The 26,815-nt window shown below is 52.6% G+C and carries 19 protein-coding genes; 5 read left to right on the top strand and 14 right to left on the bottom strand.

Going from position 1 to position 26,815, the window contains the following annotated elements; translation table 11 throughout:
• Positions 1–49 precede the first annotated feature (49 nt).
• Together xylB and xylA are read right to left on the bottom strand one after the other, a co-directional pair.
• Positions 50–1,546 carry a xylulokinase gene (gene xylB / locus IEY53_RS18915; protein WP_189027720.1) on the bottom strand — a complete coding sequence of 499 codons (1,497 nt, stop codon included), beginning with the start codon at positions 1,544–1,546 and terminating at the stop codon, positions 50–52.
• A 139-nt stretch (positions 1,547–1,685) separates the two neighbouring features.
• Complete coding sequence (xylA, locus tag IEY53_RS18910) at positions 1,686–3,002, bottom strand: xylose isomerase (protein WP_189027718.1); 1,317 nt, start codon at positions 3,000–3,002, stop codon at positions 1,686–1,688.
• 271 nt (positions 3,003–3,273) lie between these two features.
• Between xylA and IEY53_RS18905 the strand changes: the two genes are divergently transcribed.
• Positions 3,274–4,434, top strand: coding sequence for an ROK family transcriptional regulator (locus tag IEY53_RS18905; RefSeq protein ID WP_189027717.1), 1,161 nt, complete (start codon positions 3,274–3,276; stop codon positions 4,432–4,434).
• Between the two features lie 65 nt (positions 4,435–4,499).
• Here IEY53_RS18905 and IEY53_RS18900 read toward each other — a convergent pair whose 3' ends face one another.
• Complete coding sequence (locus IEY53_RS18900; RefSeq protein WP_189027715.1) at positions 4,500–4,958, bottom strand: hypothetical protein; 459 nt, start codon at positions 4,956–4,958, stop codon at positions 4,500–4,502.
• Positions 4,959–5,390: 432 nt separating this feature from the next.
• Here IEY53_RS18900 and IEY53_RS18895 point away from each other — a divergent pair, with 432 nt between their 5' ends.
• Complete coding sequence (locus IEY53_RS18895; protein WP_189027713.1) at positions 5,391–5,585, top strand: hypothetical protein; 195 nt, start codon at positions 5,391–5,393, stop codon at positions 5,583–5,585.
• 153 nt (positions 5,586–5,738) lie between these two features.
• Here the strand turns inward: IEY53_RS18895 and IEY53_RS18890 are convergent, their stop codons facing one another.
• Complete coding sequence (locus IEY53_RS18890; RefSeq protein ID WP_189027711.1) at positions 5,739–6,791, bottom strand: C40 family peptidase; 1,053 nt, start codon at positions 6,789–6,791, stop codon at positions 5,739–5,741.
• A 155-nt stretch (positions 6,792–6,946) separates the two neighbouring features.
• Between IEY53_RS18890 and IEY53_RS18885 the strand changes: the two genes are divergently transcribed.
• Positions 6,947–10,048, top strand: a complete 3,102-nt coding sequence (locus tag IEY53_RS18885; RefSeq protein WP_189027709.1) for a hybrid sensor histidine kinase/response regulator — start codon at positions 6,947–6,949, stop codon at positions 10,046–10,048.
• An 822-nt stretch (positions 10,049–10,870) separates the two neighbouring features.
• Here the strand turns inward: IEY53_RS18885 and IEY53_RS18880 are convergent.
• From IEY53_RS18880 to IEY53_RS18865, 4 genes are all read right to left on the bottom strand, one after another.
• Complete coding sequence (locus IEY53_RS18880) at positions 10,871–11,104, bottom strand: glutaredoxin family protein (RefSeq protein ID WP_189027707.1); 234 nt, start codon at positions 11,102–11,104, stop codon at positions 10,871–10,873.
• A gap of 77 nt (positions 11,105–11,181) precedes the next feature.
• The gene (gene trxB, locus IEY53_RS18875) at positions 11,182–12,123 is read right to left on the bottom strand and encodes a thioredoxin-disulfide reductase (protein WP_189027705.1); all 942 of its coding nucleotides are present in this window, start codon (positions 12,121–12,123) and stop codon (positions 11,182–11,184) included.
• A gap of 156 nt (positions 12,124–12,279) precedes the next feature.
• A complete protein-coding gene (locus IEY53_RS18870; protein WP_189027703.1) occupies positions 12,280–14,250 on the bottom strand; it encodes a heavy metal translocating P-type ATPase in 1,971 nt (656 codons plus the stop codon).
• Between the two features lie 767 nt (positions 14,251–15,017).
• Complete coding sequence (locus IEY53_RS18865; RefSeq protein ID WP_189027701.1) at positions 15,018–16,049, bottom strand: hypothetical protein; 1,032 nt, start codon at positions 16,047–16,049, stop codon at positions 15,018–15,020.
• 165 nt (positions 16,050–16,214) lie between these two features.
• Between IEY53_RS18865 and IEY53_RS18860 the strand changes: the two genes are divergently transcribed.
• On the top strand, positions 16,215–17,627 hold the full coding sequence (locus IEY53_RS18860) for an alpha/beta hydrolase family protein (protein WP_189027699.1): 1,413 nt from the start codon (positions 16,215–16,217) through the stop codon (positions 17,625–17,627).
• A 184-nt stretch (positions 17,628–17,811) separates the two neighbouring features.
• Here the strand turns inward: IEY53_RS18860 and IEY53_RS18855 are convergent, their stop codons facing one another.
• The 6 genes from IEY53_RS18855 to IEY53_RS18830 all read right to left on the bottom strand — a co-directional run bounded on the left by IEY53_RS18855 (position 17,812) and on the right by IEY53_RS18830 (position 24,325).
• Positions 17,812–19,104 carry a homocysteine synthase gene (locus IEY53_RS18855; protein WP_189027697.1) on the bottom strand — a complete coding sequence of 431 codons (1,293 nt, stop codon included), beginning with the start codon at positions 19,102–19,104 and terminating at the stop codon, positions 17,812–17,814.
• A gap of 543 nt (positions 19,105–19,647) precedes the next feature.
• On the bottom strand, positions 19,648–20,394 hold the full coding sequence (locus IEY53_RS18850) for a GntR family transcriptional regulator (protein WP_189027695.1): 747 nt from the start codon (positions 20,392–20,394) through the stop codon (positions 19,648–19,650).
• Positions 20,381–21,394 carry a sugar kinase gene (locus tag IEY53_RS18845; protein ID WP_189027693.1) on the bottom strand — a complete coding sequence of 338 codons (1,014 nt, stop codon included), beginning with the start codon at positions 21,392–21,394 and terminating at the stop codon, positions 20,381–20,383. Before IEY53_RS18845 ends, IEY53_RS18850 begins: the two co-directional genes overlap by 14 nt.
• Positions 21,387–22,142 carry a 2-dehydro-3-deoxy-phosphogluconate aldolase gene (gene dagF, locus IEY53_RS18840; protein WP_189027691.1) on the bottom strand — a complete coding sequence of 252 codons (756 nt, stop codon included), beginning with the start codon at positions 22,140–22,142 and terminating at the stop codon, positions 21,387–21,389. The genes IEY53_RS18845 and dagF overlap by 8 nt, the downstream gene beginning before the upstream one ends.
• Positions 22,135–23,247, bottom strand: a complete 1,113-nt coding sequence (locus IEY53_RS18835; protein WP_189027689.1) for a DgaE family pyridoxal phosphate-dependent ammonia lyase — start codon at positions 23,245–23,247, stop codon at positions 22,135–22,137. Before IEY53_RS18835 ends, dagF begins: the two co-directional genes overlap by 8 nt.
• Entirely contained in the window at positions 23,225–24,325 is a 1,101-nt protein-coding gene (locus tag IEY53_RS18830) for an amidohydrolase/deacetylase family metallohydrolase (RefSeq protein WP_189027687.1), read from the bottom strand. The genes IEY53_RS18835 and IEY53_RS18830 overlap by 23 nt, the downstream gene beginning before the upstream one ends.
• 158 nt (positions 24,326–24,483) lie before the next feature.
• On the opposite strand from IEY53_RS18830, the gene IEY53_RS18825 reads away from it, so the two are divergent.
• Positions 24,484–26,811, top strand: a complete 2,328-nt coding sequence (locus tag IEY53_RS18825; protein ID WP_189027685.1) for a helix-turn-helix domain-containing protein — start codon at positions 24,484–24,486, stop codon at positions 26,809–26,811.
• Positions 26,812–26,815 lie beyond the last annotated feature (4 nt).

Raw genomic sequence — 26,815 nt, 5'->3', positions numbered from 1 at the left:
AAAGGCTCTTCTTGCCAAAATCAAACAGCCATTACTGCAGAGCGGTGCTCTATTTCCGGTAAGCCGCCAGTTTGTCATTCAGCTCACGGGTCTGGCCGTACACTTCTTGATAAAGGGAGAACAACCCGTTATACAGCTCCACTTGCTCAGGATCGGGACGATAGACATCGGCAGAATGGATAAAAGCTTCGGCACATTCACCCAGTGAAGCAAACCAGCCGCTGCCATACGCCGCCAGCATCGCTGCTCCCATTGCCGGTCCCTGCTCACTCGCAAGACGCACAATGGATGCGCCAAAAATATCCGCCTGCATCTGTAGCCAGGTCTCATTCTTGGCACCGCCGCCGATCGCTACAATCTCCGTAATTTCCTTGCCGGAATCACGAACGATCTCGATGGATTCGCGCAGAGAGAACGTAATGCCTTCCAGTACGGAACGGGTAAAGTGGTCCAGGGTATGGCCCGAATCCATGCCGATGAAGCTGCCGCGGATATTCGCATCGGGATGCGGTGTCCGCTCGCCGGAAATATAAGGCGTGAACAGCAGGCCGCCGCTGCCTGCCGGAATGGCGCCGATGCCCTGCAGCAATTCATCGAAGTTTTTCTCTGCAGCGAACGTCTCTTTGAACCAGGTCAGGCTGTGCCCGGCTGCAAGCGTAACACCCATAATATAGTAAGCATCCTTCTCCCCATGGTTGAAGAAATGCACCTTGCCTTCCAGATTCAATTCCTTATTGCTCTCATAGGAAAGCACCACACCGGAGGTTCCGATACTGCACATTGTCCGGCCTTCACCCAGAATACCTGCGCCAAGCGCACCGCAAGCATTGTCCGCACCACCGGCGAATACTTTGGTCGAAACCAGGAGTCCGGATTGCCCGGCAATTTCAGGCAGCAGCGTTCCGGTCTGATCGAAGGATTCCACGAGTTTCGGGCAGATAGACAGCGGCAAGCCAAAGGCTCCTGCAATTTCCGGGCTCCACACTTTGGCACCTACGTCCAGCAGCAATGTGCCGGCTGCATCCGAATAATCCATTCCATACTCTCCGGTCAGCCGGTAACGTACGTAGTCCTTGGGCAGCAGGAAGAGCTCCGCCTGTGCGAATATTTCCGGCTCGTTCTCCTGAACCCACAGGATCTTCGGCAGAGTAAAACCTTCCAGCGCACGGTTGCGGGCAATCTCAATCAACTTCGTGCCAAGGGTCTGCTCAATCTTCCGGCACTGCGCGGTCGTGCGCGTATCATTCCAGAGAATCGCCGGGCGTAGCACCTGGCCCTGTGCATCCACTAATACCAGGCCATGCATTTGGCCCGAGAAGCTGAGACCGTCCACTTGTGACGGCTCTATGCCGGAAATTTCAATCAGACGGCGCAAGCTGGTAAGTGTGCCTTGCACCCAGTCTTCAGGATTTTGCTCACTCCAGTTCGGCTTTGGTCTGCTCAGCGGATAAGCTTCAGAATGTTCAAAGGCCACCTTGCCCTGCGGGTCCACCAACACCGTCTTGACTGCGCTTGTACCCAAATCGACACCGATAACATATTTCATGGATTTTCCTCCTACAAAATAGAATACAACTTATAAGGCCTCAGCCAGTACCAAGCCATTTCCTGGATTTGAAAAAAAGGGCCGCTGAAGAATGCTTTCTTCAGCAACCCCCCGTTGCAGTGTATTGGCTCTTTCGAGACTACTCAGCCAGGATGTATTGGTTCAATGTGGCTTTGAGCAGCTCTTGGCGTCCCGATTGGTTAGGGCGCGGATTCTCGTTGTTCAGCGCGTATTCAGCCAGTGAAGCCAAGGTGGCTTTGCCGGATACGATGTCGGCGCCAACACCTTCATTGAAGCTGCTGTAACGGTTGTCGATGAACTCATCGAATACGCGGTCTTCAATCAGCTTCGCCGCTACTTTCAAGCCCTTGGCATAAGTATCCATTCCGGCAATGTGTGCCAGGAACAAGTCTTCCGGCTCGAAGGAAGGACGGCGTACTTTGGCATCAAAGTTAATGCCGCCTTTGCCCAGACCATCGTTCTTCAACACTTCATACAGGGTAAGCGTAGCATCGTAAATGTTCACCGGGAATTCATCCGTATCCCAGCCCAGCAGGGTGTCGCCTTGGTTCGCATCCAGCGAGCCGAGCATGCCGTTGATCCGCGCTACACGAAGCTCATGCTCGAAGGTATGGCCGGCAAGTGTAGCATGGTTCGCTTCAAGGTTCAGCTTGAAGTGCTTGTCGAGGCCGTATTTTTGCAGGAATGAAATCGTTGTAGCCGCATCGAAGTCATATTGGTGTTTGGTTGGCTCTTTCGGTTTCGGTTCGATCAGGAATTGGGCGTCAAAGCCGATTTCCTTGGCATAATCTACCGCCAGAGTGAACAGGCGGGCAATGTTGTCAAGCTCAAGGCCCAGGTCTGTATTCAGCAAGGTTTCGTAGCCTTCGCGGCCGCCCCAGAATACATAGTTCTCAGCTCCGAGCTGTTTACCCACTTCGAGCCCCTTCTTCACTTGGGCAGCTGCATGTGCGAACACATCGGCGTTGCAGGTAGAGCCTGCACCGTGCATATAACGCGGGTTCGTGAACATGTTGGCTGTGTTCCAGAGCAGCTTTTTGCCGGAAGTCTTCATGCCTTGGGCAAGAATGTCCACGATGGTGTCAATGTTGCTGTAGAATTCCCGCAAGGATGCTCCTTCAGGGGCGATATCCACATCGTGGAAGCAGAAGAATGGCAGGTCCATCTTCTCCATGAATTCAAAGGCAGCTTCAGCGCGTGCTTTCGCTTTGTCCAGTCCGCTCAGTTTATCCCAGCTGCGTACTGCCGTTTCTGCGCCGAACGGATCGGAACCGCCCGCAGTTAATGTATGCCAATAAGCCATAGCAAAACGAAGATGCTCTTCCATAGTTTTGCCTGCTACGATTTCTTTCGGATTGTAGAATTTAAATGCATAAGGGTTGGTGGAACGGCTTCCCTCGTAAGAAACTTTGTTCACGGATTCAAAATAAGCCATTTGATAATCCTCCTCATAATTGTACTGCGCCCGCAAGCGTTTACAGCATCATCTTAACACATCTTTTGAACTTTGTATATTGGTTAAACAAAGTTTCAGAGAACTTTTACATAACCTCTGCAGAGGAGCAGCATTCTATCCCCTGTTAACGGTAGCTGCAGCCTTGGACGATGGATTGCACATCGGCAACATGTATTGCAATTTCCGCCCCTCCCGACTAGACTAAGGAACGTACTACTCTTGAGAACGTTACCAAAAAGGAAGTGTGCTTGTGAAGATTACCGGTGACCAGGCGCTGGTTAAAAAAATAAATAAATCGCTTATTCTGCATACCATCCGGAAGCATGCTCCCTTGTCACGTGCCCGTGTCTCGGAGATCACCGGACTCAATAAAGCCACCGTATCCAATCTGGTAGCTGAACTGTGCAGCGAAGAGCTGGTGAATGAAGTAGGCCCCGGCGAATCCAGCGGGGGGCGCAAGCCGCTGATTCTGCATTTTAACGACAGGGCGGGTTGTGTGATCGGCATTGAGCTTCGGGTCAGGCAGTTGACAGCTGTTCTCTGCGATCTGGGAGGGCATGTCCTTAAGGAATGCGAGGTTGATTTGGAGAATCATCATTTGCCTTATGTGCTGGAACAAATGAAACGTATTATTGCGGAGTTGATCGGCAGCGCACCTGATTCGCACTATGGGATCGTCGGCATCGGCGTGGGCGTCCCGGGCATGGTCGATGAGCAAGGTGTAGTGCTGTTCGCCCCCAACCTGGGCTGGGAGATGGTCGATCTGCGGGGTTTGCTGGAGCAGGAATTTTCAGTGCCGGTTACCATTGACAATGAGGCGAACGCCGGGGCGCAAGGCGAGCTGAATTTCGGAGCGGCGCAGGATGTACGCCATCTGCTGTACATCAGCGCAGGTTCGGGGATTGGGTCCGGCATTATTATCGGCGGGGAGCTGTACAAAGGTGCGCGGGGGTATGCCGGGGAGACCGGGCATATGACTATTGAAGCCGAAGGCAAGCCGTGCAGCTGTGGCAGCCGGGGCTGCTGGGAGCTGTACGCCTCGGAGAGGACCTATGACAATCCAGGGCTGAATCTGCCGGCACGGACTACGCCTGAGCTGGTTCGTTATGCACTGGATCAGCAAGAGGATACCCTGCGCCACTTCAGGACCATCGGCGAGTATCTGGGCATAGGCGTCACCAATCTGATCAACAGCTTCAACCCGGAGCTGATCGTCATCGGCGGGGCTTTGTCGGAAGCGGAAGCTTGGCTCGGTGAGCCGCTGCGCCGGGTCGTCGCGGAGCGGACGCTCCCCTACCATAAGCAGCAGCTGGAGATTACCTTCTCCAAGCTGGGCAGCCGCGGCACGGTGATCGGTGCCGGGTTCACGGCGGTTATGCATTTTCTCGGGCGTACGCGGGTAACGTTGTAGAAGCATAAACGCCGCACAGCTTTTCCAGGGCTTTGCGGCGTTTTATGTGTTGCCATGACTGGTCATTATTCAGCAGATTCTGTAACCTCCACCTTTTTAGATTCAGTCACAATTTTATAGTTTTTGCTCTCCCCATCCTTATCCAGAGTGAATTCAGCCGTTGCCGAAATCTCATAAACTCCCGGTTCCTTAATTTTATATTTATATCCCTCTATAATGACCTCACCGGCTGAGAGGCTTCTGCTTACACCCGCATCATTAACCGCATATGAGTTAATCAACTTCCCGCTGCTATCCTTAATCGAATAAATAAATAATTGTTTTCTGCTGGTAAGGATTAGTTTCCCTTTGATGTTCACTTTAAAATCTGCTGCGACTGTAAACTCTTCATTAGCTGAGACTTTTTGAGGACCTTCGATGTTGACTTCAAAGGCTGGTTGAGTTGTCCCCATAGATTGCTGTGGCACCCAAAATGAATATCCCAGTAAATTCAGAAAAATAACTGACATTATTATTCTTATCAAGATTATCACTCCGCTTCGGAAGGGAATTACACCCGTTAATTGTAAGCTATCGCTATGAACTTGAACGTTACAGGGAAATACACCCGCTATTTTTCTAAAAAGGCTTAATTTAAGTGTTTTTGACGATTTTAACGGGTATGATTCCCTCTAAAATGGACGAAAGAGGCCCACCCGTGGATTTAAAGGGCGGATTTCCCTATAGCAAAATCGGATAACCCAGTGGGCAAAACAAGCCAAGCTCTACGGGTGAGCGAAATCGCCGTCAACACTGGGAAAGAATCGCACACTGTCCAAACAGACGTAAAATTGACGTATTTAGCCCCGCAATAGGTACAGCCAAATGAAGAGAAATCCGATATAATAAATTTCATGCAAGTGTGACATTAATCACTGCGCAAGATCACCCTTTTTTCTGAAATGGAGAGAGAGTTCATGACCTATGTTGATACGTCTGACATTTCGGCACAAATGTTCATCACAGTGCTGCTGTTTTTGCTCATTATCGCTCCTTTAATCAGCCTTGGCGTGCTGCGCCTGTTCCAGTCCAGAAAGAAATCGGGTTTTATGCTGATCGGCTCCGGCGTCGCCGTGTATGTTATTTTTCAGCTCATAACATCTCTCACCTAAGCTTACCCTTAAGCGGTTGTACCCCGTTATCCTTCAGAGCTGCCCTGCAGCTGCCTGTATACCTATGTTATTCTCTCACATTTATTGACAGCTGCGCAAAAAGAGGCAGACCCAATGGTCCGCCCCTTTGTTGCATCCTGCTCCAGCAGAACTCTAGAATACCCGCCGGGCCGCCGTAAACCGTCCCTTCCACTTGGCATCCAGCGTCTCATAATGAACGCCGAGCTCCTTGGAATACGTATGCAGAATCCGGTTGTCCCCCGCATAGATGGCCACATGGCCAATGTCGAGACCACGTGCGCTGAAGAACAGCAGATCCCCCGGACGCAGATCATTAAGCCCGACCGGAGTTCCTTCCTTGGCCTGATTGTAGGAGACACGCGGAAGCTCCACCGACAAGACCTCTTTGAACACATGCAGGACAAAAGATGAACAGTCAAACGTTCCCGTCTGATCTACCGCCGCCCCAAACTCGTAGGGGGTTCCCAGAAACTTCTCGCCGTAAGTCAGCAACGCCTCTCCCTGCCGCTTGGCCAGCGTATCGCTTGTATAATCGCTGTATTTGGGTTTTGCCGATATGTATCCGGTCTCGCCTGACGATGTTCGCACCTCCAGCCAGCCTGCATCCGCCTCATGGATAACCTGAACCTTCTCGCCCGCAGGCAGCATTCGCAGCACCCTGGAGCTGTCCGCAGCCTCCGGATTGCTGCGAAGATTAACCCCATACCGAATGGTGGCCTCCCCTTGAATCGGAGACGATATCCGGACCGTCCGGGTCGCCGCCTCCCACTTGACCGTACCTCCGAACGTTTCACTGATTATACGCAGCGGCATCAGCGTATAACCACCGGTTATTTGCCCCGGAACATTGACACTTATGCTAGTTCCATTTATATCGGCAGTCCGTTCCCCTATGCGGTAAGTAAACACCCGTTTCCCTTTGGCCGCACTCACCGTTTTGGTGTGGTTGTTCCAGGAAATCTCTGCACCCAGTTCTTCAAATAACCCGCGCATGGGCACCATCACCGTTCCATCCATCAGCTGCGGCTGGATTTCCGTCCGGAACGGCTGGCCATCCAGATAGATCGCCTCGACCGCCGAAGCCGAAGCCGGAGTTGTAGCTGCCGCCTGTGTCTGCGGTGCCGGGAGCGTCCCCCCCGCAGCAGCAAACAGCAATAGCAGCAAAGCTTTGGTATTCATCCTCATGTTGTCATCTCCTCACCCAAATTGGATAAATTCACTTATTATTACGAGGAACCCCACCAATAGTTTTGTGCCAAAATTTGGGGAGGGTCACAGTGAATTCTCGCTGAGTGTCAGAAAAAAAGGAAAACCGCATAAAATGTCGAATGTAATCAGCTATGAAACATACAAAATTCAAACTCAAAACTATTATCATTTTCATTCTTTTTCTGGTCGTCATCTTCAGTATGCGGATGGTTTGGTACCTTAATAACTCTCCTCTGGAGCAGCCCATTGCCGTTAAAGGCGTGCTGGACATGCGCGGCTGGGACTTCGAGAACTCACGCTCAATTGTGCTGGATGGAGAGTGGGAGTTTTATCCTGAACAGCTTCTTGACCGTGTGGATACAACATCCCTTCAACCCCCCAGCTATCTTCAGGTCCCTGGTGATTGGCAGAGCAGCTTTTCGGATCCCAAAACTACTTCTTCCTACGGGTATGGAACCTACAGACTCCGGATACTGATTGATCAGCCCCTTGAGCAGCCTTATGGGTTCTGGATTAAGAAAATACAATCTTCCTCCAAGCTAATCATCAACGGCAAACCTGAGAAACCGTTTGGTGTGCTGGCTGAGCTGCCGGAGAACTATAAACCCAGGGTGACCTCATATACCGCCTCTCATCAGGCTAACAACCAGGGCATCATTGAGCTGATTGTCCAAGCTGCTAATTTTGACAACCCTTCCAATGGGGGGATTGTAAAATCCATTAATTTTGGTTCCCAGGCTGCCATTGATTCCGAGCGTATGTACTCCATCGGATTTCAGCTGTTTACGTTTGCGATCATGCTGCTGCACTCCTTATATGCTGTCATTTTGTACTTGTTTAACCGGCGTTACAAAGCTCTGGCTATCTTTGCCCTGCTGCTGCTCTGTGTGGGCATTTCCATCGTATCCGATCATGATTCCCTGCTGCAGATCTGGCTGCCGGTCAATTTTACATGGGCCATCAAAATCAAGCTGCTGTCTTATATCTCTCTTACCTATTTCATGATGTTGCTCGCAGAGAGCTTTATGCCCAGCCCAAAAATCAGCAGGATATTTCAAGCTATATCCTTGGTGGTCGCGCTGTATTCGGTCTATCTTTTGCTTGCACCTATGCATTCTATATTTAGAGTCCTTGGCCTCTTTACCTTGTTGTACTTGCTTCCGGTCATACGGGTGCTCTATTTATTTATTAAATTAATGAGGCAAAAAAAGCAGGATGCCCTATTCCTGCTTCTTGCCGCCTCAAGCGTCACCTCAAGTGTTGCCTGGGGTGTCCTGCAAAGCAGAGGTCTGATCGCCAGCACCTTTTATCCCTTTGATATGATTGCGGCTATCGTCGTGTTCTCCTCCTATTGGTTCAAGCGTTATTTCCGCAATGCCCAGGAGAACACCAAGCTGAACGAGCAGCTCAGGCTGGCCGACAAAAAGAAGGATGAATTTCTGGCCAACACCTCCCATGAGCTGCGCACACCGCTGCATGGCATTATCAATATTGCCCAGACGATTGCTTCCAATGAGCAAGAATCCCTAAGTCCAAAAAGCAATCATGATCTCAATCTGCTCCTTACGATCAGCCGCCGGATGTCGCATCTGCTGAACGATCTGCTGGACATGGTGCGGCTTCAGGATAACCAAATCCGCCTGTACCGGGAGAAACTGCACATCCAATCAGCTGCTTCCGGAGTAATGGACATGCTTGGGTATATGACGAGGGGCAAACCGCTGCAGCTGCAGGTGGATATACCCGAAGTCTTTCCGGCTGTAGTGGCGGATGAGAAACGCCTGGTCCAGATTCTGTTCAACCTGGTCCATAACGCAATCAAATATACGGAGGCCGGGGTGGTTTCCATTACAGCCGAATCCCGGGGAGAGTTTGCCTTCATTCATGTGTCCGATACCGGAGCCGGGATGGACAGCGAGACAGGTGCCCGTATTATGCGGCGGTATGAGCAAGGTGCAAATGGTCTCAGCGACGGCGGAGGAATTGGATTAGGCTTAAGCATCTGTAAAGAGCTTGTTGAATTGCACGGCGGAGAGCTGACAGTGCAGTCCAGTCCGGGGGCAGGGTCGACATTCACCTTCACTCTGCCTTTGTACGATCCGGCCAGCTTCCCTAACGAACCGGCGTCTCCCGAGGAAGGCTCCCAGAACCTCTCTGCCATGCCCATCCTCGAATACGTTGCCGATGCCGCTGCTTTGTCGGTTGTTCTGGAGAATCAACAGCTTGCCCAGCCTGCCCCCGAAGGACATCTGAACATCCTGGCTGTCGATGATGATCCGGTAAATCTGGAGGTACTGGCCAGCATCCTTTCCGCAGAACCTTATCATCTGGTTCCTGCCCTCTCGGGCAAGGAAGCCCTCACGCTGCTTGGCAGCAGGCAGTGGGACCTGGTGATTGCCGATGTGATGATGCCGCAGATGTCGGGCTACGAATTGACAAGGAAAATCCGGGAGCGGTTCGCCATTTCCGAGCTGCCCATTCTGCTGCTGACCGCCAGAAGCCAGTATGAGGATATATACAACGGTTTCCAGTCCGGGGCCAATGATTACATCATCAAACCTGTAGATGCTCTGGAGCTGAAGTACCGGGTCTGGTCGCTGACCAAGCTGAAGCAGTCTGTCGATGAGCGGCTGCGCATGGAGGCTGCTTATCTGCAGGCGCAAATTCAGCCGCATTTTTTGTTCAACACGTTAAACTCCCTGATGGCCTTGAGTGAGCTGGACACACAGCGGATGCGTAAGCTGGGTGAAGCCTTCTCTTCTTACCTGAGAATCAGCTTTAATTTTGCCAATCTGGAGCAGCTTGTTCCGCTCACTCATGAGCTGGAGCTCATAGAGGCTTATCTATATATTGAAAAAGAGCGCTTTGAGGAGCGCCTGACTGTCCAATGGGAAGTGGAACATCATCTGCATCTTCGCCTGCCGCCGCTTACCATTCAGCCCCTGGTCGAGAACGCGGTCCGCCATGGCTTGCTCAGCCGTGCCAAAGGCGGAATACTGCTGATCCGGATCAGCCAGTCGAACGGCAGCACCTTATTCGAAATCATTGACAACGGCAAAGGAATGAGCACCGAACAGGTCGCAGATATACTGAACCCTTCCCCGGAGAAGGGGATTGGGCTGCTGAATACCGACCGGAGACTTAGGCAGCTCTATGGGAATGGCCTCGTGATTCAAAGTGAGCCGGGAGAAGGAACGACCGTTTCTTTTGCAATTCCTGATCACAAAAGGTAGCTTTAACTGCTCTTTTCTCCACAGCCGACTATAAGGAACATGCAAAGGCTGTCCCATAAGTGAATTTCTACAACAGAGACAGCCCTTCTGTATTCTAAAAAAACCTTAAAAGTCAACAAAGGAGCGATTCTCCCGTTACCGGAGAATCGCTCCTTTGCGTTTGGACTCCGCTGGCCTTTGGCTTCAGCGGTTAATGGGCCGGCGAAAGCCAACCGGCCTCGAGCATCCTATGCCTTCCAGATTCACCGTAACCTCCCGGTCGCCAGCAGCCTTGGGCACTTGGGCTTTAGCGGACATGGCCATCGTTACTTCGGAAATAGAGTTACCGCAATTGATAACTGATGTCAGCTGTGCGTAACCGGGAGGGCCGGATGATTGCAGTGTGCATTAGGCCGGATCATTACTGGATGATTGCTGGTTGATTGCCTAGTAGTGAGCCGGTAATTAGATAACTCTTTGGTTTGACTGCATTTTGTGCATCGGAACGCGGACAAAGTTGGCTTTTTTACGATTTGGCTGTATTTAGTGCATCAGAAAAGGCAGAACGGGCCTAAATTTCGATATTTTAGATATTTCTAATGTACAAAATACATCAGAATGGACGTTCGAGCCCCTCCCCGAGCGATTTGGCTGCACTAAATGCACTGGAGCGTTAGCCCCCCCAACTGGCTGAGTGTCCACAAGAGTATTGTTGAAAAGGTTGGCCGGCACTTTTCTTGGTCGGAGGTTGGTTACAGATACAAATGTCTATCCGACTAAAAGGGGTGTCCCAAGCAGCCATCTCTGGCTGCAGGACACCCCCTTGGTATACCGGAATCCCGGTTAGACAGTTGCCAAAGCTTTGTCGAATTGCGTTTTGTTCATGCCGACGATTCTATGCTCGCCGATTACAGTGACCGGTACGGCTCTGAGGCCCATATCCCACACCTGCTGTGCGAAATCATCGCTCTGCTCAATGTTGCGTTCCTCATAAGCGACACCTTTTTCGCTCAGGAAGCTTTTGACTTGACGGCAATGCGGGCAATTGGTCGAGGTGTACACAATTACATTTTCCATTTCTGATTCTCCTCCCGAATATTGATCTTTGTACAATTGCTATCTATTGTAGCACCGGAGTGCTTGCGATTCAAAAGTTACAGAATGACTGCGCTGTGCTCCAGGCTTTCGATATATTTCTCGGCATCCATAGCTGCCATACATCCGCTGCCGGCTGCAGTGATCGCTTGTCTGTACCGGGTATCCTGTACGTCACCGCAAGCGAAGACGCCCGGGATATTCGTTTCAGAGGTGCCTGGGTTCGTTACGATATAACCGTTCGCATCCGTAGTAATCTGTCCGCCCAGGAATGCTGTGTTCGGGTGATGGCCAATGGCTACGAACACACCGGCCGCTTCAATAACCTCTTCCTGTCCGGTTTCATTGTTCAGCACCTTCAATCCGCTTACACCCTTCTCGCCGGATACCACTTCCAGCGGAGTGCGGTTCAGTCCCCAAGTCACCTTGGCATTATCGCGTACACGGTCCTGCATGATTTTGGAGGCGCGCAGTTCACTGCGGCGGTGCACAAGTGTTACTTTTGAAGCAAAACGGGTCAGGAAGCCGGCTTCCTCCAGCGCTGAGTCGCCGCCGCCTACAACCACGATTTCTTTATTGCGGAAGAAAAATCCGTCACAAGTGGCGCAGGTGCTGACACCGCGTCCCACATTGTCCTGCTCACCGGGAATACCCAAATATTTGGCTGTTGCGCCGGTGGAAAGGATAAGGGTATCGGTTTCCAGCACGCCCATGCCTTCAACGTTCAGCTTGAACGGACGTTCACCCAGCTCCACGCTGTTCACCCAGCCTGTGCGGAATTCGGCACCGAAACGTTCAGCTTGCTTGCGCATATTGTCCATCAGATCCGGACCCATAATCCCTTCAGGAAATCCCGGGAAATTCTCCACTTCCGTAGTGGTGGTCAGCTGTCCCCCTGGCTGTGGCCCTTCAATCACGAGCGGGCTCAGATTGGCGCGGGCCAAATAGATCGCAGCGGTCAATCCGGCCGGTCCGGTACCGATAATAATAGATTTATACATGACTTTATCCTCCTTGTGACGGACGGCTTAGCGCCAGTTCTTATTTAAAATAATTATAATGTAGTACTTATTATGATAAAAGAAAGGGAATCTGTCAATATGCCAGACTCCTCCTTAAAGAACTATTTTGTGAACAATTCAATTTTTAGAAATGTTTTAACGCAGCAGCCTTAATCCATTCAGAATCACCAATATGGTACTGCCCTCATGGCCTATGACGCCAAAAGGCAAAGCGATGCCTTGCACAAAATTACTGATCATCAGCACGCCGATCACCGTGACCGCAAAAATCATATTCTGCTTTACAATTCGCTGTGAACGGCGGGCCAGGGAAATAGTTGAAGCAATCTCTTCAATATTGTCGTTCATCAGCACAACGTCGGCAATCTCCAGTGCTGCTCCGCTGCCCTTCATCCCCATCCCCATGCCGACAGTGGCCGTGGCCAATGCCGGCGCATCGTTGACCCCGTCACCGACCATAACGACATGGCCGTATTGTTCCCGCAGTGCTTTGATATGTGTTACCTTATCTTCCGGCAGCAAGTTCGAGAATACAAGATCTACACCTGTTGCGTCTGCGATAACATCCGCTGTAGCCGCCCGGTCCCCGGTGAGCATCGCCACTTTGATGCCGAGCTTCTGCAGCTTGCGCACCGCCGTCTCCGCCTGCAAGCGGACTGTGTCCTGCAAAGCAATCATCCCGGCAACCCGCTCTCCGTCCAAAAGCAACGAGACCGTCTTGCCCTCTGCCTCCAGCTGCTCCCGCAGGCTGAGCCAATACTCCCGGTCCGCTAGCTCCGGGGACGCCGCAGCCGGTTGATCCAGCAGGGTGGACTTGCCGATCCGCCACAGCTGTCCATCCACGTTGCCTTCGATCCCCCAGCCGGTTACCGCTTGGCTCTCCTGAACACTGCGCAGCAGAAGGCCTTCTTCCTCTGCTTTCCGCACAACCGCCTCCGCCAGCGGATGGCGGGACAACTTCTCGATCGATGCACTGACAGCCAGCAATTCATCACGGTCATATCCTTCGCCCGCAATAAAGTCGGTTACCTGCGGCGTGCCTTCAGTCAGCGTACCGGTCTTGTCAAAAGCAACTACGGACGTCCGCGCCATATTTTCCAGATGCACTCCGCCTTTAAACAAAATGCCTTTGCGGGCACTTTTGGAGATGGCGGACAACATTGCCGGCATAATGGACGACACCAAGGCGCAAGGGGAAGCTACAACGAGAAATACCATAGCTTTATAGAATGTGGCACTCCAGCTCCAGTCCAGCAGCAGCGGCGGCAGAAGGATCAACACCAGCGTTGCCCCTACCACAACTTTGGCATAAACAGCTTCCACCCGTTTGATCAAATGCTGTGAATCAGGCACTTTGGTCTCCGCTTCTTCGACCATCCTGATAATTTTGGAGAATAGACTGTGCTCCGCAGCGGTAGTCACTTCAATGTACAGCGGTCCTTCTCCGTTCACGGTGCCGGCAAACACTTCACTGCCTGTACTTTTCTCTACGGGAAGAGACTCACCGGTTATGGAAGCCTGGTCGACAGATGAGGCTCCCTGGTATACGGTGCCGTCGGCCGGGATCAGCTCACCGGGACGGACCAGCAGCAAATCCCCTACCGACAGCTGATCAATGGCAACCTCGTTCATCCTGCCTTGTTCAATGCGGATGGCCATGGCCGGCTTCAGGGCAAGCAGGGAGGAGATATCCTTCTTGCTGCGCTCCATCGTGTAGCTCTCCAGCGCACCGCTAAGCGCAAAGATGAAGATCAGCATCGCCCCTTCATTCCAGTACCCGATGGAGGCGGCTCCCAAGGCAGCGGCAATCATCAGCAGGTTGACGTCGAGATCGCGTTCCTTGACCAGCGTCTCTACTCCCTCCTTCGCCTTGCTCCAGCCTCCGACAGCATAGGAGACCACATACAGCACAATGGAGAGCAGCTCAGACCAGCTTCCCGCAGCCCAGGCGATCAGCATCAGCAGACCGCTGCCCAGTGCCGCCTGCATCTCGGAGTTGCTCAGCATCGCCTTCGGATCGAAGCGGCGCGGCTTCGGCGCACGCGGCTGGTTCGCCCCTTTTTGAGCGGCTGTACGGACCGGTAAACGTTTGGATGTAGCTTGCATAATAAAATCACCTTCCTGATAAGTTTTGTGAAAGTCAGTTTGCTTGCCATCGACTGAGAATGAGAGCCATTATTAAGACCCCTAAAATGACACATGCTGCCCCGGCTTAGCCGGGACAGCATGACAGATAACTATGGGAAATGAGAATGATAATCATTGTTGCAATAACGCAACTATATTTCCTTAGTGCAACTTATATCTTTAATATACCACCTTTTCCGTAAAAGTAAACAAGGGAAATGTACCTGATTGTCCATGAAGGTTATTCGTCGACGAAACGGGTGAAAACAGCGGGACACCTCAACAAAACGTAAAAACAGCGATTCTCCAATAACGGGAGAATCGCTGTTTGGTGTTTTCGGTGAATCCTTCAGCGTGGCGGCAGGCCCTGCGTCCCTAATCGGAATTGTGTGTCTTTAGCCTGCATTTAGTACATCAGAAGGCGGGCTAACCCACCCTATTTTCGAGTAGACAGCATTTTCTGCATCAGAAAATGCTGAAAGAGCATGTTTACTACTTTTCCAGTGTACGAAATACACTAGAATGGACCTTTGGGCCTTTCCAGAGCGATTATGCTGCACGAAATACATCAGAACCGTTCTCCTCCCTGACCAGGTGCGCTGCCAGGCCCATTAACGACCTTAAATCCGGCAATCGGCAAAATCCTGGCTATACACAGCACAGAAGTAGCGACGAATTTACAGGCTGGCTGCGGAGGGCGAAACTCCGTATAACCTAGACGCCCAAAGACAACACCCTCAGGGCAATCAGCGGCGAAAGCCACGCGGACATGGCAGATGTTGTTCAGCGCGCGCGTCCCAGGTCAGGCTGGCCGCGCGCAGCAGCGCTTCGGTCCGCTGAGCAGCGCTGCAAAAGACCCCGCTGCAGCCGATCCGGTACAGATCGGCCAGCGCCTTCGCCGCCGAGGGCCCCGCGGCGAACACAACCGCCGCCGGCTTGACGCGCCGCACGGCGGCCAGGGCCAGCGAAGTCGAGCGGGCGAAGCCCTCCGCGGCGGCGCTCTCCGGTGCGGCTCCGCCCGCCGCGCCGTCCAGCACGAGGAAATCGGCAATACGCGCGATTTCCCCGGCGGCCGCCTGCTGCGTTTCGGGGGCGATCAGCGCCCCGATGCGGCAGGCTGCCGCGTAAGCGTGGCCGAGCGTCTGTTCGGCCACGGTCTCGATGAATTCGCGCATCGCCGCGAATTCGGCCGCGCTGGCGGGATACGGCGCCAGCAGATCCAGGCGGCAGTCGCCGCCCCGGCGCTGCCGCTCCGCGAGCGCCGTGAACAGCGCTTCAAGCTGCGCGTCCTGAAGCGCCGCCAGCCGGGAACGCCGGGCCGCCAGCTCCGGCGTAAACAACACGGTGACGGCTGCCCAGTCACCGTCCGGCGATTCCAGCAGCGCCGAGGCTTCCGCGCGCAGCCGATAGTACATTCGCTGCAGCAGCCGTTCAGCGAGCGGCTCTTCCTCCGCGAAGAGCCAGCTTGCGTATAGTTCTGCAAGCTTCGGGGCCAGGAGCCAGGTCTCGCTCCGGATCAGGCAAGGTCCAGCGGGCAGCCGTCTGTCTGCTGGCGGAACCGTCCGTTCCTCCCGGCCTTCCCGCAGGATCAGAAATGCCGCCTTGTGTTCTTGGCCCGTATTTGCACCTTCATTATACATTAACGGGCGTTCTTCCCTGCTACGCAAACCATTCTGCTGCTGGCGTTCACCCTTCATTTCCGCACCCACCTTTTTTCGGCTTTCTGATTCCTGCCGGTCTTTCGTCCTTAGCCTCAAAAAGCCCACCGGCAGGATCATGCTTCAATTATAGATACGGGGGCTTCCCCCGAATTATGCAAGCGAATACACGACGGATGAAGTGAATCTGCAGCAGGCAGCGAAATCATTTACAGAAGAAGGAAACAATCTGCGAATCCCAAACGTATTATTGCTGAAGACTATAGAAGAGGAGGAAGATCAAGTATGAAAAAAGGATGGATCGCAACGCTTGCTGTACTGCTGTTGCTGATACAAACCCCTACAGCCTGGGGCGCAGCGGAACGTTTTACCGTGTCTGTGAATGGAAGCGAAGTTGACTTCAAGGATGCAGCCCCTTATCTAAGCGGATCTGCGCTTATGGTACCCGTTAGAGCCGCTGCGGAGAAGCTGGGCTGGAAGGTCAGCCCCAGCGCGGATATGAAAGAGCTTCTTTTGGCCTCCGGAGACGCGGCCGTACGTACAACAATCGGCAGCGGTACGGCGACTGTCCAGGAGGTTAAGCGCAGCTTCACGCCTGCCTCTGTCCTCAAGCAAGGGCGTGTCTATGTGCCGCTCGCCTTTTTCAAGGAAATACTGGGCGCAGCCACGGATTTCCCTGCCGGCGGAACTGTTGCCTCAATTACAGCCGCCTCAGGGATGCCGCAGACAGCACAGCAGAGTCCTCCGAGTCTACCGCTGCCGTCCGGTGTGGTTGAAGAAGCGGCCATCGTAGGCAAAGGAAGTGCGTATGCACTGCCCGGCACCTTGACCCTGCCGAAGTCAGCACCTGGTCTGCTCCCTGCCGTAGTATTGGTACATGGCTCCGGTCCAAGCGACCGTGACGAGACAGTCTATGGCTACAAGCCTTTCCGGGACATTGCCTACAGCCTCGCAGAGCAAGGCATCGCTGTTCTTCGGTATGACAAGCGGACCTATACTTATGGCAGCACGTTCACTCCGGAAAGCGCGGCCAAGATCACCGTCAAGGAAGAAACGGTAGAGGATGCCATCGCTGCGGCCAGACTGCTGAAAAACGATCCGCGCATTGACCCTTCCCGCGTGTACATCATCGGACACAGCCTTGGCGGCATGCTTGCGCCGCGGATCGATGCCGAAGGAGGAGATTTTGCCGGATTGGTGCTGCTTGCCGGTTCGCCGCGTTCGCTGCTCGATATTATGTTCGATCAGAATTACGCTGTTCTTGCCACACTGGATGACAATGACCCCAACAAGCAAGCGGGCAAGGACTTTCTGGCCCAAGAAAGAAAAAAGGCCGACCAGCTGGCCGGCATGACTGATGCGCAGGCAATGACCAGCACGGTGCTCGGGGTTCCTGCCTATTATTTCAAAGAGATGGACGAGCACAAAACAACGGATGTTGCCGCCGCTCTAACCAAACCGCTGCTGGTACTTCAAGGACAGGATGACTTTCAGGTCTATGCGGATAAAGATTACGTGATGTGGCAGGAGTTGTTCAAAAGCAAAACTAACGCCCAGTTCAAGCTGTACCCTGGACTTAATCATTTCTTTGTGGATTATGAAGGAGCCGGTGCGGGAACGGTCGCAGAATACAGCAAGCCCGGCAGTGTGGCCCAGGTTGTGCTGGACGATATTGCAGACTTTATATTGAAACGCTAAGCAGCGCTATGAACAACGTTCCTTTTCCGGAGCGTCCATACCGGTGCCTGGCTGAATTTTGAAGGGTGAAGCACCAAAGCACCAAAATACTCCTACCTGCCTTCTCCCGCCACAGTTGATCCAAAAACCTAAAGCAGCGATTCTCCCGTTACCCGGAGAATCGCTGCTCTATATCCCTTTTGCTCTATTGCTGGCTGGCGGCAATCGCCTGCTCCAGATCATAGAGAATATCGTCGATGGATTCGGTTCCGATCGACAGACGAAGCAGCTCAGGCGTAACCCCCGCCGTGATTTGTTCTTCGTCGGACAACTGCTGGTGTGTGGTGCTGGCCGGATGAATGATGAGCGACTTGGAATCCCCGACATTCGCAAGGTGGGAGAACAGCTTCACATTTTCGATCAGCTTGCGCCCCGCCTCGCTTCCGCCTTTGATGCCAAAGGTGAGAATGGCTCCCTGGCCTTTGGGCAGATATTTTTGCGCAAGCTCGTAGGAAGGATGGCTGGGCAGACCCGCATAACTCACCCATTCCACATCGTTATGGGCTTCCAGATACTGCGCTACCTTCAGCGCGTTCTGGCTGTGGCGCTCCAGACGGAGATGCAGCGTCTCCAGACCTTGCAGCAGCAGCCAGGAGTTAAAAGGCGAGATCGCCGCCCCCAAATCACGCAGCAATTGCACCCGTGCTTTGATAATATAGGCAATCGGGCCAACAGCTTCCGTATAAACTACGCCGTGATAGCTGGGGTCCGGCTCCGTCAGGCCCGGGAATTTGCCGCTGGCCTTCCAGTCGAACTTCCCGGCGTCTACAATAATGCCGCCGATGGATGTACCATGACCGCCGATGAATTTGGTTGCGGAATGCACCACAATGTCGGCCCCGAATTCGATAGGACGCAGCAGGTAGGGACTCGGGAACGTATTGTCCACAATGAGCGGAATACCATGCTCATGGGCAATGGCTGCTACCGCTTCAATATCCAGCACATTTCCCTGCGGGTTGCCGATAGTTTCGGCATACAGCGCTTTCGTCTTGTCCGTAATGGCATTGCGGAAATTCTCCGGGTTATCCGAATCCACAAAATTCACTTTGATGCCCAGCTTCGGCAGCGTGGTGGAGAACAGGTTATACGTACCGCCATACAGGCTGGCTGAAGATACGATCTCATCCCCGGCGCCAGCAATATTGAGAATGGAGAAGGAAATAGCCGCTGCCCCGGAAGCTGTGGCAAGTGCACCCGCTCCGCCTTCAAGTGCAGCCAGGCGCTGTTCAAACACATCTGTGGTCGGATTCATCAGACGGGTATAAATATTGCCGAATTCCTTAAGGGCGAACAGGTTGGCTGCATGCTCAGCATCCCGGAAGCCGTAGGAAGTAGTCTGATAAAGAGGCACCGCACGGGCTAAAGTAGTCGGGTCAATCTCCTGGCCGGCATGAACAGCCAACGTTTCAAACGACAGCTTGCGTTCTTCTGACAATGGTATTTCCTCCCTTGAATCTTAAGATTAGAAATCTTTAACAATAAGAATTGTTCCTATTCTCTCACAAACCTTGACATTTGAAAAGACATATTCTCATTATCCCGGTAGGAATTATGAAAAAGACTCCGGCCACCATGGCCGGAGTCTCAAATAGCCCCAATTATCAAATAGTTCCAATTATCAGCATAAACCTGTGTACCCTGCCTTAGTCGCAAACGTCTGGTGTATTTAGTACAGCCAAATCGCTCCGAAAGAGCTTAAAAGTTGATTGTGATGTATTTTGTACAGTGGAAATTTAGAATATAGGCGTTTTCCGGCCAGTCATCCTTGTTCTGCTGCATAAAATACAGTCTAATTGAAAATGAGCCCCGTTTACTCTCAACCTGATGTACAAAGTGCAGTCTAAAGACGGATTCGCCCCCAGGTCGGGAGCCAAGCAAGCCAAAGCAACGTAAGGCCAAGCAACGCAAGACAACGCATGACCAAGCAACGCAAGGCCAAGCAGGGCTTTGCCATCCGACCCGCTGAATCACTTCTTGCTCAGGTATCGTAACTGACCAGATAGTGATGTAGCTGCGTGTTGTAACATCCGATGCTGTATTCAATCAGCAGGCCTTCTCCATCGTAGGAATTCCGCAATCGTTTGAGAACATGTGCCCCTTCCGGAAGCTCCAGCAGCTGACAGGTCTCGAATGAGGCCGGCTCCACGAAGAAACGGTCCTTGAAGTTCTCCAAGAGGATATCCCTCTCTTCGAGAAAATCGTAGAGCGATTGAAAATCCGCGCCCAGCTCTCCGATTCCTCCTCTGCCCAAAGCGGCTGGGGTCAGGAAATGAATAAAGTGAATATAGGGCTGCCCGTCCAGCATGTAGAGACGTTCAATCCGCTGGCAATAAGGGCCGAACCGTTCATAATCATCCGTTCCGGCTTCATTGGCAACAAGCTCTGAGGCAAGCAGTCTTTTCTCAAGCTTATGGCCCTCTTCCACCAGAAGCTCCGTAAATTTTTTACCCTTGGAGAGCTTGAAAAAGGACGTATTGCGCTTCACAATCGTTCCAATGCCGCTTCTCTTCTCCACATACCCTTCCTGGGACAGCTCCTGAACCGCATTGCGGACAGTCATTTTGCTCACATTAAATTCCTGCTCCAGCTGCGGCTCGGAAGGGATACTGCTGCCCAGCGGATACACGCCGTGCAAAATCCTGTCTTTGAGGATTTTCTTAATTTGCTGATATAAAGGACCTTTCTTGCGTGTAAGGGACACCGGTCTCTCACTACCTTTCCACATCTCCAATATGATCCGTCAAGACCCGAGACACCTCAGCCTCCGTAAAAAGCGCCGTATCCCCTGCAACCGTATGGGCCAGCATGGCCGCAGCCGCTGCCCTGTCAACTGTGTGCTGGGAAACGTCACCCTTTAATTCGCCATGGATAACGGCGCTGGCAAAAGCATCTCCGGCACCAATCCGGTCATGAACAGAAAAGGTCAGCTTCCTGGAAAACCTGAAGGTCTCCCCTGTATAGATGTATCCGGTTAAAGAATGCGTATTATCTCCGTTAATTTCCCGGTGGGTACCGGCGACAGTCTGTAACCGAAACCGTCTCGCCACTTCTGGAATCGCTTGTTTCAACTGTGTTATTCTATCATATTCCCCTACCCGGATGCCAAGGATACACTCTGCGTCCTTCTCGTTCATCATCGCTATATCCGCCAGCTCCAGCAGGTCTTCATAATGCGGACGGGCTTTGGCATAACCGTCGTCCCCCCACAGCGATGGACGATAGTTGCAGTCAAAGACCACCTTGCCGCCCGCGCCCTTAACCTCGGTTGCCAGCTGCTTCATCTGGAGGCGCACATTGTCATTCATCGCCAGCGTGATGCCGCATAAATGCAGGACCTCAATATGGGAAGCAATGGCCGCCGCTTCATAACTCTTCAGGGGAGACGTATTAAAGCTGCTGCCCCGCCGGTCCGAATAGGTTACCCGGCCCGGACGGACGCCAAAACCATTTTCAAGAAAATACATTCCGAGCTGCTTGCCGCCCCTGTTCACATAAGCCGTGTCTATACCAAGCTTGCGCAGATAGGCCAGGGCAGCGTCGCCGACCGGGGTATCCGGAAGGGTGGTAATGATATATCCGGTATGACCATACCGGGCCAGCGCAGCCGCAACGTTAACGCCGCTGCCCGAAAAGGAATAATCAAGCCTGCTGCTTTTTTCCAGTGTCTCATAACCCGGCACCTGCAGCCGCATCATAACCTCGCCAAATGCAGCAACTTTAGACATATTGATCCACCAGCGACTTCAGCTTTTCATATAATACCTTTACATCCTGTACGTTTGTATTCCCCGTTGCCGCATCTATAATCGAGGAGTAGACATGAGGTATAACCTGAGGCACACCTGCCTCAAGCGCGATTTCCACAATGGGCCCGAAATTATCCATATCAATGCCGCCCGTAGGCTCCAGGGCAAATCCTTCCTGCCCGCACGCTTTGGCTACTGCACGATACTCTTCTTCCAGCTTCAGTCCCTGCATCGGGAAATATTTGAGCGCATTCCCGCCCATGTCCCGCACCAGCGCAATGGCAGCCTCAACGGGGATAATGGCCTTCGCTTCCGTCCCCGCACTGACCGGGCCTGTAGAGATATTGACGTACCCCACCCGCCCGCTGGGCGAGACCAGACTGTTGATCCAGCTGTCACGGGTCCCCAGATTGGCCCGGGTAGCTCCGACTGCCGGAAACACCTGATTAATATGACTTCCCCCATAGCTTCTGGCGATCTCCGCTACTACTGCTGCCTGGCGGTTGTCGCCTGCTCCAAGGCCAATGGATACCGCATCCCGGATAAGCTTGCCATACTCCTTCATGGCAGCCGCAGCTTCTTCCGCAGTGGCATAATTTTTGGAAAGCACGCCCACAAGCACATGTCCCTCCGCAGCAGCATAGATCTCTGCCGCATTCTCCATGCTGCCTGCCAGCACATTCAACGCCGCTTTATTGTTATACAAAAAAGGGTACGGTTTAGACATATCTTTTTCCTCCCACGATTTCTTTGATTCTGCTGACAATAACCTCCAGGTCATCCCCCTGCAGCGACCTTGGATCGATATCGAAGTACCCCTGCTTCACACCATAATCTCGGGTATACACAGCAATTTCCCCCTCGCGCAGCAGGTCATTCACTTTTTGGGCATCCATTCCGGCAGCCGCGGCATCAATCTGTACCCGTCCACGGTAGATGGCTCTGCCGGCCTCATCCTGAACGACGGTAACAGCTAAACCTGGCAGCCCGGACAGCGGCTGAAGAGCTTCCAGCGCCGCTTTCTCCTGAGCGCTGTTATCCGCCTTGTGCTGATATTCTTCCAGTGCCTGAAGCAACCCGAAGGTGGTTTCCTTGCCGACCTTCATGCTTCGGCCTATACCGTGAAGCTGCACCTTTACCCACTCTACATATTTCTTTTTGCCCCCGATAATCCCGGACGTAGGACCTTCAATCGCCTTGGAACCGCTGTAGATAGCCAGATCGGAAACCTTCACATATTTAAGAATATCCTCTTCTGCGGCGGCATCAACGATCAGCGGCACGCCCCGGCGCTCGGCAACCTCCCAGGCTTCCTCCACAGAAATCATGTTCTTCTGGACAGTGTGATGCGACTTAACGTAAAGAATGGCAGCCGTACTGTCGCAGATGGCCTCTTCAATATGCTCCTTGCGTCCTTCATTGGCATAACCAACCTCGACTACCCGGCCGCCGCCCAGGAAAACCATGGTCTCCACGGGGGCGCCATACTGAACATTGTGTCCCTTCAGCATAATAATCTCATTCTTGTGTATCGGCTCTTGATGAAGCCGCAGGCTTCTCCGCCGGTCTCCGCCGGTAACTATTGCCGCTACTGACAGCGCAATTCCGCTGGAAGCCGAATTGACCACGACCGCCCCTTCGGAGCCCAGAATACCCGCAATGAACTCTCCAGCCTTGTCGACGAGATCGGCAATCTCCACATAGTGCTGGCCCCCTTGCTTCATGGCCTCCATGACGGTATCCGTCGGGGCGGAGACACCGAGGATACTCATTCTTCCACTTGCATTAACTACACGCTTCAATCCATACCTAGCATGTAATGAGCGATCCATTTGCAAACACTCCCTTAGCTTCAATATAGTGGCTGGCTTCGCGGGTTTCCCCTTCCGAATCCGTCAGTATCTTTCTGCCTTCTTCCAAAGTGAACAAGGTCAGATTGGCCTGCGCTCCTACCCTGATCCCGGCAAGCTCCGGTTTGTTCAGCCAAGCTGCCGCATTCCAGGTGACCGCACGGATAATCTCTTCAAGGCTGTAGCCCAGATATAGAAATTTCGACAACACATTCGACATGCTGTAGACAGGGCCGTGAATCCGGTTGTTCCGGTATATATCGGTACTGATGGTATTCAGCCCAATATGGGCGGCTTTGGCCTGTTCAGCAACGGCAAAAGAGAAGCTTGCGGTCCCGTGCCCCACATCAAGATGAACCCCCCGGCCGATAGCATCCAGCAGTCCTTGCAGGGGTTGGCCTGCCTCATCCAATAAATTATTGGATTTCCCATTAAGATAATGAGTGATAATATCCCTGTTTCCCAGCAGTTCCAGCACCTCGCCGATAGCCGGCGGGCCTGAACCAATATGCACCATTAATGGAAGCTTCGTCATGGCCGACATCTCCCGTGCCAGCTTCAGAGGCACAATTCCGTTCTCCTTGACTACACTTTGGCTGATCCGCGCCTTTAGACCGACAATAAACTCCGGATAAGCGGAGACGGCCTGCACTACTTTATCCCGGTCGACCCATTCAAGACGGGACAGCTCATCCGTCTGCCGGAGACCGATTCTCGAAATGTTCAGAAAAGCATAGACTTTCGTCATGGCCCGGGCACTCTCAGCATAAAAAGCCCCGATCCGGTCCGAACCACAGCTCCCTGCATCCACAATCATTGTAACCCCCTGATTCACACCGATCTCATCAATTTCATCGCCATAAGGGTCAAAATCCGGTACTGCATGGACGTGCAGGTCAATCCAGCCGCTGGAAACGTACATCCCTGAACCGTCAAAGCCGCGTTCCCCTGCCGCTTGACCGGCTTCTGCGATCTCTGTGATTATCCCGCCCTGAACGGCAATATCGACAGCCTGCCCGTTCACGAGCCGCAAATTGCGCAGCACAGTTACCTCGCTCACTCTCCCCATCTCTTTCCCCTGTCAGATTTAATGTTCCTTTTGACAGAATATTGTTCCTACATCATAACATTTTAATGATTATAATGTTATAATGTTTTATAAAATATTTTTTCTGCGCCTTATTTTCTGCACCTTATATACTGGAGGGGACTATCCATATGCTAAAAAAGGTACTCAAGTCATCCATAGTATCCAGGTTCCCGTTGAATTGGGATCATTTTAAATCCAGACTGCTGTTGAAATATGCCTTCTCCTATATTCTGATGTTCCTGATCCCTTTGACCGGCGTAACTATATTTGTATATGAAAACGCTGTTAAGGGCCTCCGCGTGGAGATTGAGCAGTCCAATGTGAATCAATTGAATCAGGTCAAGCTGACGATTGATGCCCGTATGACCGAGCTGCAGGAGACTTCCAGCAGAATCGCCTTTGACAAGCACCTGACTCCTTACATGGTACAGCATCCTTATTACAGCATGGAGGCCATTCAAGCATTGGCCAATTACAAAGCCAGCAACAGCATCGTTGAGGATCTGTTTCTTTATTTTCATGAGGATACCAACATCTATTCCTACCGCGGCCTGACGGATCTGAAGGTGACCTTCAATTCATTTTACCAGTTCGAGCACTGGTCACAGGAAGAGCTGCTGCATGATCTTAATGAGACCAGGCAGCCGCTGATGCGTTCGGCTGAGAATGTAACGGTCAACTCCCGCCGCGACACGATGCTGGCCCTGCTCGTCCCCATTAAACCAAATGATCCGTTCCCCTATGGCACCGTGGTTTATCTGATGAAGGAATCCAAACTTACCGGGGTGATGGATTCCATCCTCAGCGACTTTTCCGGCAGCAGCTATATTTTTAACCAGTCCGGCGGGGTGCTCACCGCGAACAGCCGCGGCGTAAGTCTTGCCAAAGACGAATTAAGCCGCTTGTCCAGCCTGGAGCCGGGTATCCACAACCTGGTTCTGGACGGAGAGCAGCATTCTGTCGTCTCTGTCCGTTCCGAGCAGAACGACTGGACCTATGTGACCACAATGCCAAGCTATCAATTCTTCAGCCGGGTCGCCCATGTCCAGACCTTGATTGTGCTGGTGTTCGGCATTGCGGTGATCACCGGGATCATCGCCGCCCTGCTGCTGGCCAAACGGCAATACCACCCCATTAAGGACCTGATGGAGCTTGCCAAGCTGAGAAGCAATAATACTGACGCCCACAAAACTCGCAATGAATGGGAATGGATCCGGCAGACAATCCAGGATTACAGCGCCAGAATTGACATGCAGGAGCCTTTTGTCCGCAATCAGTGCCTGCTGCTGCTGCTAAAACACGGCAAGCCGGATGATCCCGAAATTGAACAGATGATCCACCGTGCAGGATTTGAGCATCCGCAGGGTCATGGCCTGTATTTCGCGGTTATCCTGTCCTGGGATGATGCTCTTGAGGGTGAGACCTCCTGGAACGAACGCCATTTGCTGCAGGAAATGTTCAGCAGCATGCATTTGCCGGGCCTTACAGCCCAAATCTTTGGGGTTGAATTCTCCGCCGACAACCAGTTTGCCTTGATCATCTCCTTATCCGGTTATGACAACCAACCAGCACAAAGCCGGATTGAGGAAGTTATTGAGGCGGTTCAGGAAGTCATCAACGGAAATTCCCGGCTTGTGCCCAAGATTGGTGTCGGAACCGCATACCGTGATCTGGCCCGGCTGAACCAGTCCTTTATTGAGGCAGCAACCGCTCTGGAGCACCGGATGATCAGACGCAGCGGACACGTAACCTATTTTGAACAGCTGGCAGAATTGACTTCACCGGCTACGGGAAGCTTCTGGATTCCCCGCAAATCCATGCTGAAGCTGGAGCAAAGTCTCAAGCAGGGCAATGAATCCGTCGCCCGTGAGATGATTGCCGACACCATCGACACGGTCAAGGATGAGCCGCTCCCGGTTCACCTGCTGCGCTGCATCTGCTTCGATCTGCTGAATACCTTTCTGCGGACGGCCTCCGAGCTTGGCATGAATGAAGTATTCGCGGATATGCCTGCTTTGACGGCCTTTGAGACTCTTGAAGAATTGGAGAGCAGACTGTTGTCCCTGGCAGCCCGAATCTGTCAGCAGGTCCAGCGGAATACGGAAACTCAGGAGTCTTCACTGATTGAGGACATCGTAGCTTATGTGGATCAGCAATTCGCAGATTACACCCTCAGTCTGGAACATGTTGCCCTGAAGTACTCTATCTCCACCTCTTATCTGAGCCGCAGCTTCAAAGACAAAACAGGCAACAACTTCTCGCAATATATCTGGCAGCGCCGTGTGGATGAAGTGATCCGGCTGCTTGAGAGCACCAGTGCGCCGCTCAAGGAAATCATTGAACAGGTAGGTTATCTGGATGCGCCGAATTTCATCCGCAAATTCAAGAAGGAGACGGGTTTGACGCCGGGCCAATACCGCAAGCAGCATACTATTAAAGGTTCGGTGGCGAAATAACCCG

This window comes from Paenibacillus albidus (genome assembly GCF_014644435.1).
Classification (GTDB): Bacteria; Bacillota; Bacilli; order Paenibacillales; family Paenibacillaceae; genus Paenibacillus_AQ; species Paenibacillus_AQ albidus.
The sequence above is the reverse complement of the archived record's forward strand: the minus strand, read 5'-3'. Positions and strand labels throughout refer to the sequence as shown.

Bases quoted from the DNA above. Each gene is read 5' to 3' on its own strand.
- IEY53_RS18845 (WP_189027693.1), bottom strand. From the start codon at position 21,394: ATGTCTAAAGTTGCTGCATTTGGCGAGGTTATGATGCGGCTGCAGGTG.
- IEY53_RS18825 (WP_189027685.1), top strand. From the start codon at position 24,484: ATGCTAAAAAAGGTACTCAAGTCATCCATAGTATCCAGGTTCCCGTTG.
- IEY53_RS18835 (WP_189027689.1), bottom strand. From the start codon at position 23,247: ATGGATCGCTCATTACATGCTAGGTATGGATTGAAGCGTGTAGTTAAT.
- IEY53_RS18895 (WP_189027713.1), top strand. From the start codon at position 5,391: ATGACCTATGTTGATACGTCTGACATTTCGGCACAAATGTTCATCACA.
- xylA (WP_189027718.1), bottom strand. From the start codon at position 3,002: ATGGCTTATTTTGAATCCGTGAACAAAGTTTCTTACGAGGGAAGCCGT.
- dagF (WP_189027691.1), bottom strand. From the start codon at position 22,142: ATGTCTAAACCGTACCCTTTTTTGTATAACAATAAAGCGGCGTTGAAT.
- trxB (WP_189027705.1), bottom strand. From the start codon at position 12,123: ATGTATAAATCTATTATTATCGGTACCGGACCGGCCGGATTGACCGCT.
- IEY53_RS18865 (WP_189027701.1), bottom strand. From the start codon at position 16,049: ATGATCCTGCCGGTGGGCTTTTTGAGGCTAAGGACGAAAGACCGGCAG.
- IEY53_RS18890 (WP_189027711.1), bottom strand. From the start codon at position 6,791: ATGAGGATGAATACCAAAGCTTTGCTGCTATTGCTGTTTGCTGCTGCG.
- xylB (WP_189027720.1), bottom strand. From the start codon at position 1,546: ATGAAATATGTTATCGGTGTCGATTTGGGTACAAGCGCAGTCAAGACG.
- IEY53_RS18880 (WP_189027707.1), bottom strand. From the start codon at position 11,104: ATGGAAAATGTAATTGTGTACACCTCGACCAATTGCCCGCATTGCCGT.
- IEY53_RS18885 (WP_189027709.1), top strand. From the start codon at position 6,947: ATGAAACATACAAAATTCAAACTCAAAACTATTATCATTTTCATTCTT.
- IEY53_RS18870 (WP_189027703.1), bottom strand. From the start codon at position 14,250: ATGCAAGCTACATCCAAACGTTTACCGGTCCGTACAGCCGCTCAAAAA.
- IEY53_RS18850 (WP_189027695.1), bottom strand. From the start codon at position 20,394: ATGTGGAAAGGTAGTGAGAGACCGGTGTCCCTTACACGCAAGAAAGGT.
- IEY53_RS18860 (WP_189027699.1), top strand. From the start codon at position 16,215: ATGAAAAAAGGATGGATCGCAACGCTTGCTGTACTGCTGTTGCTGATA.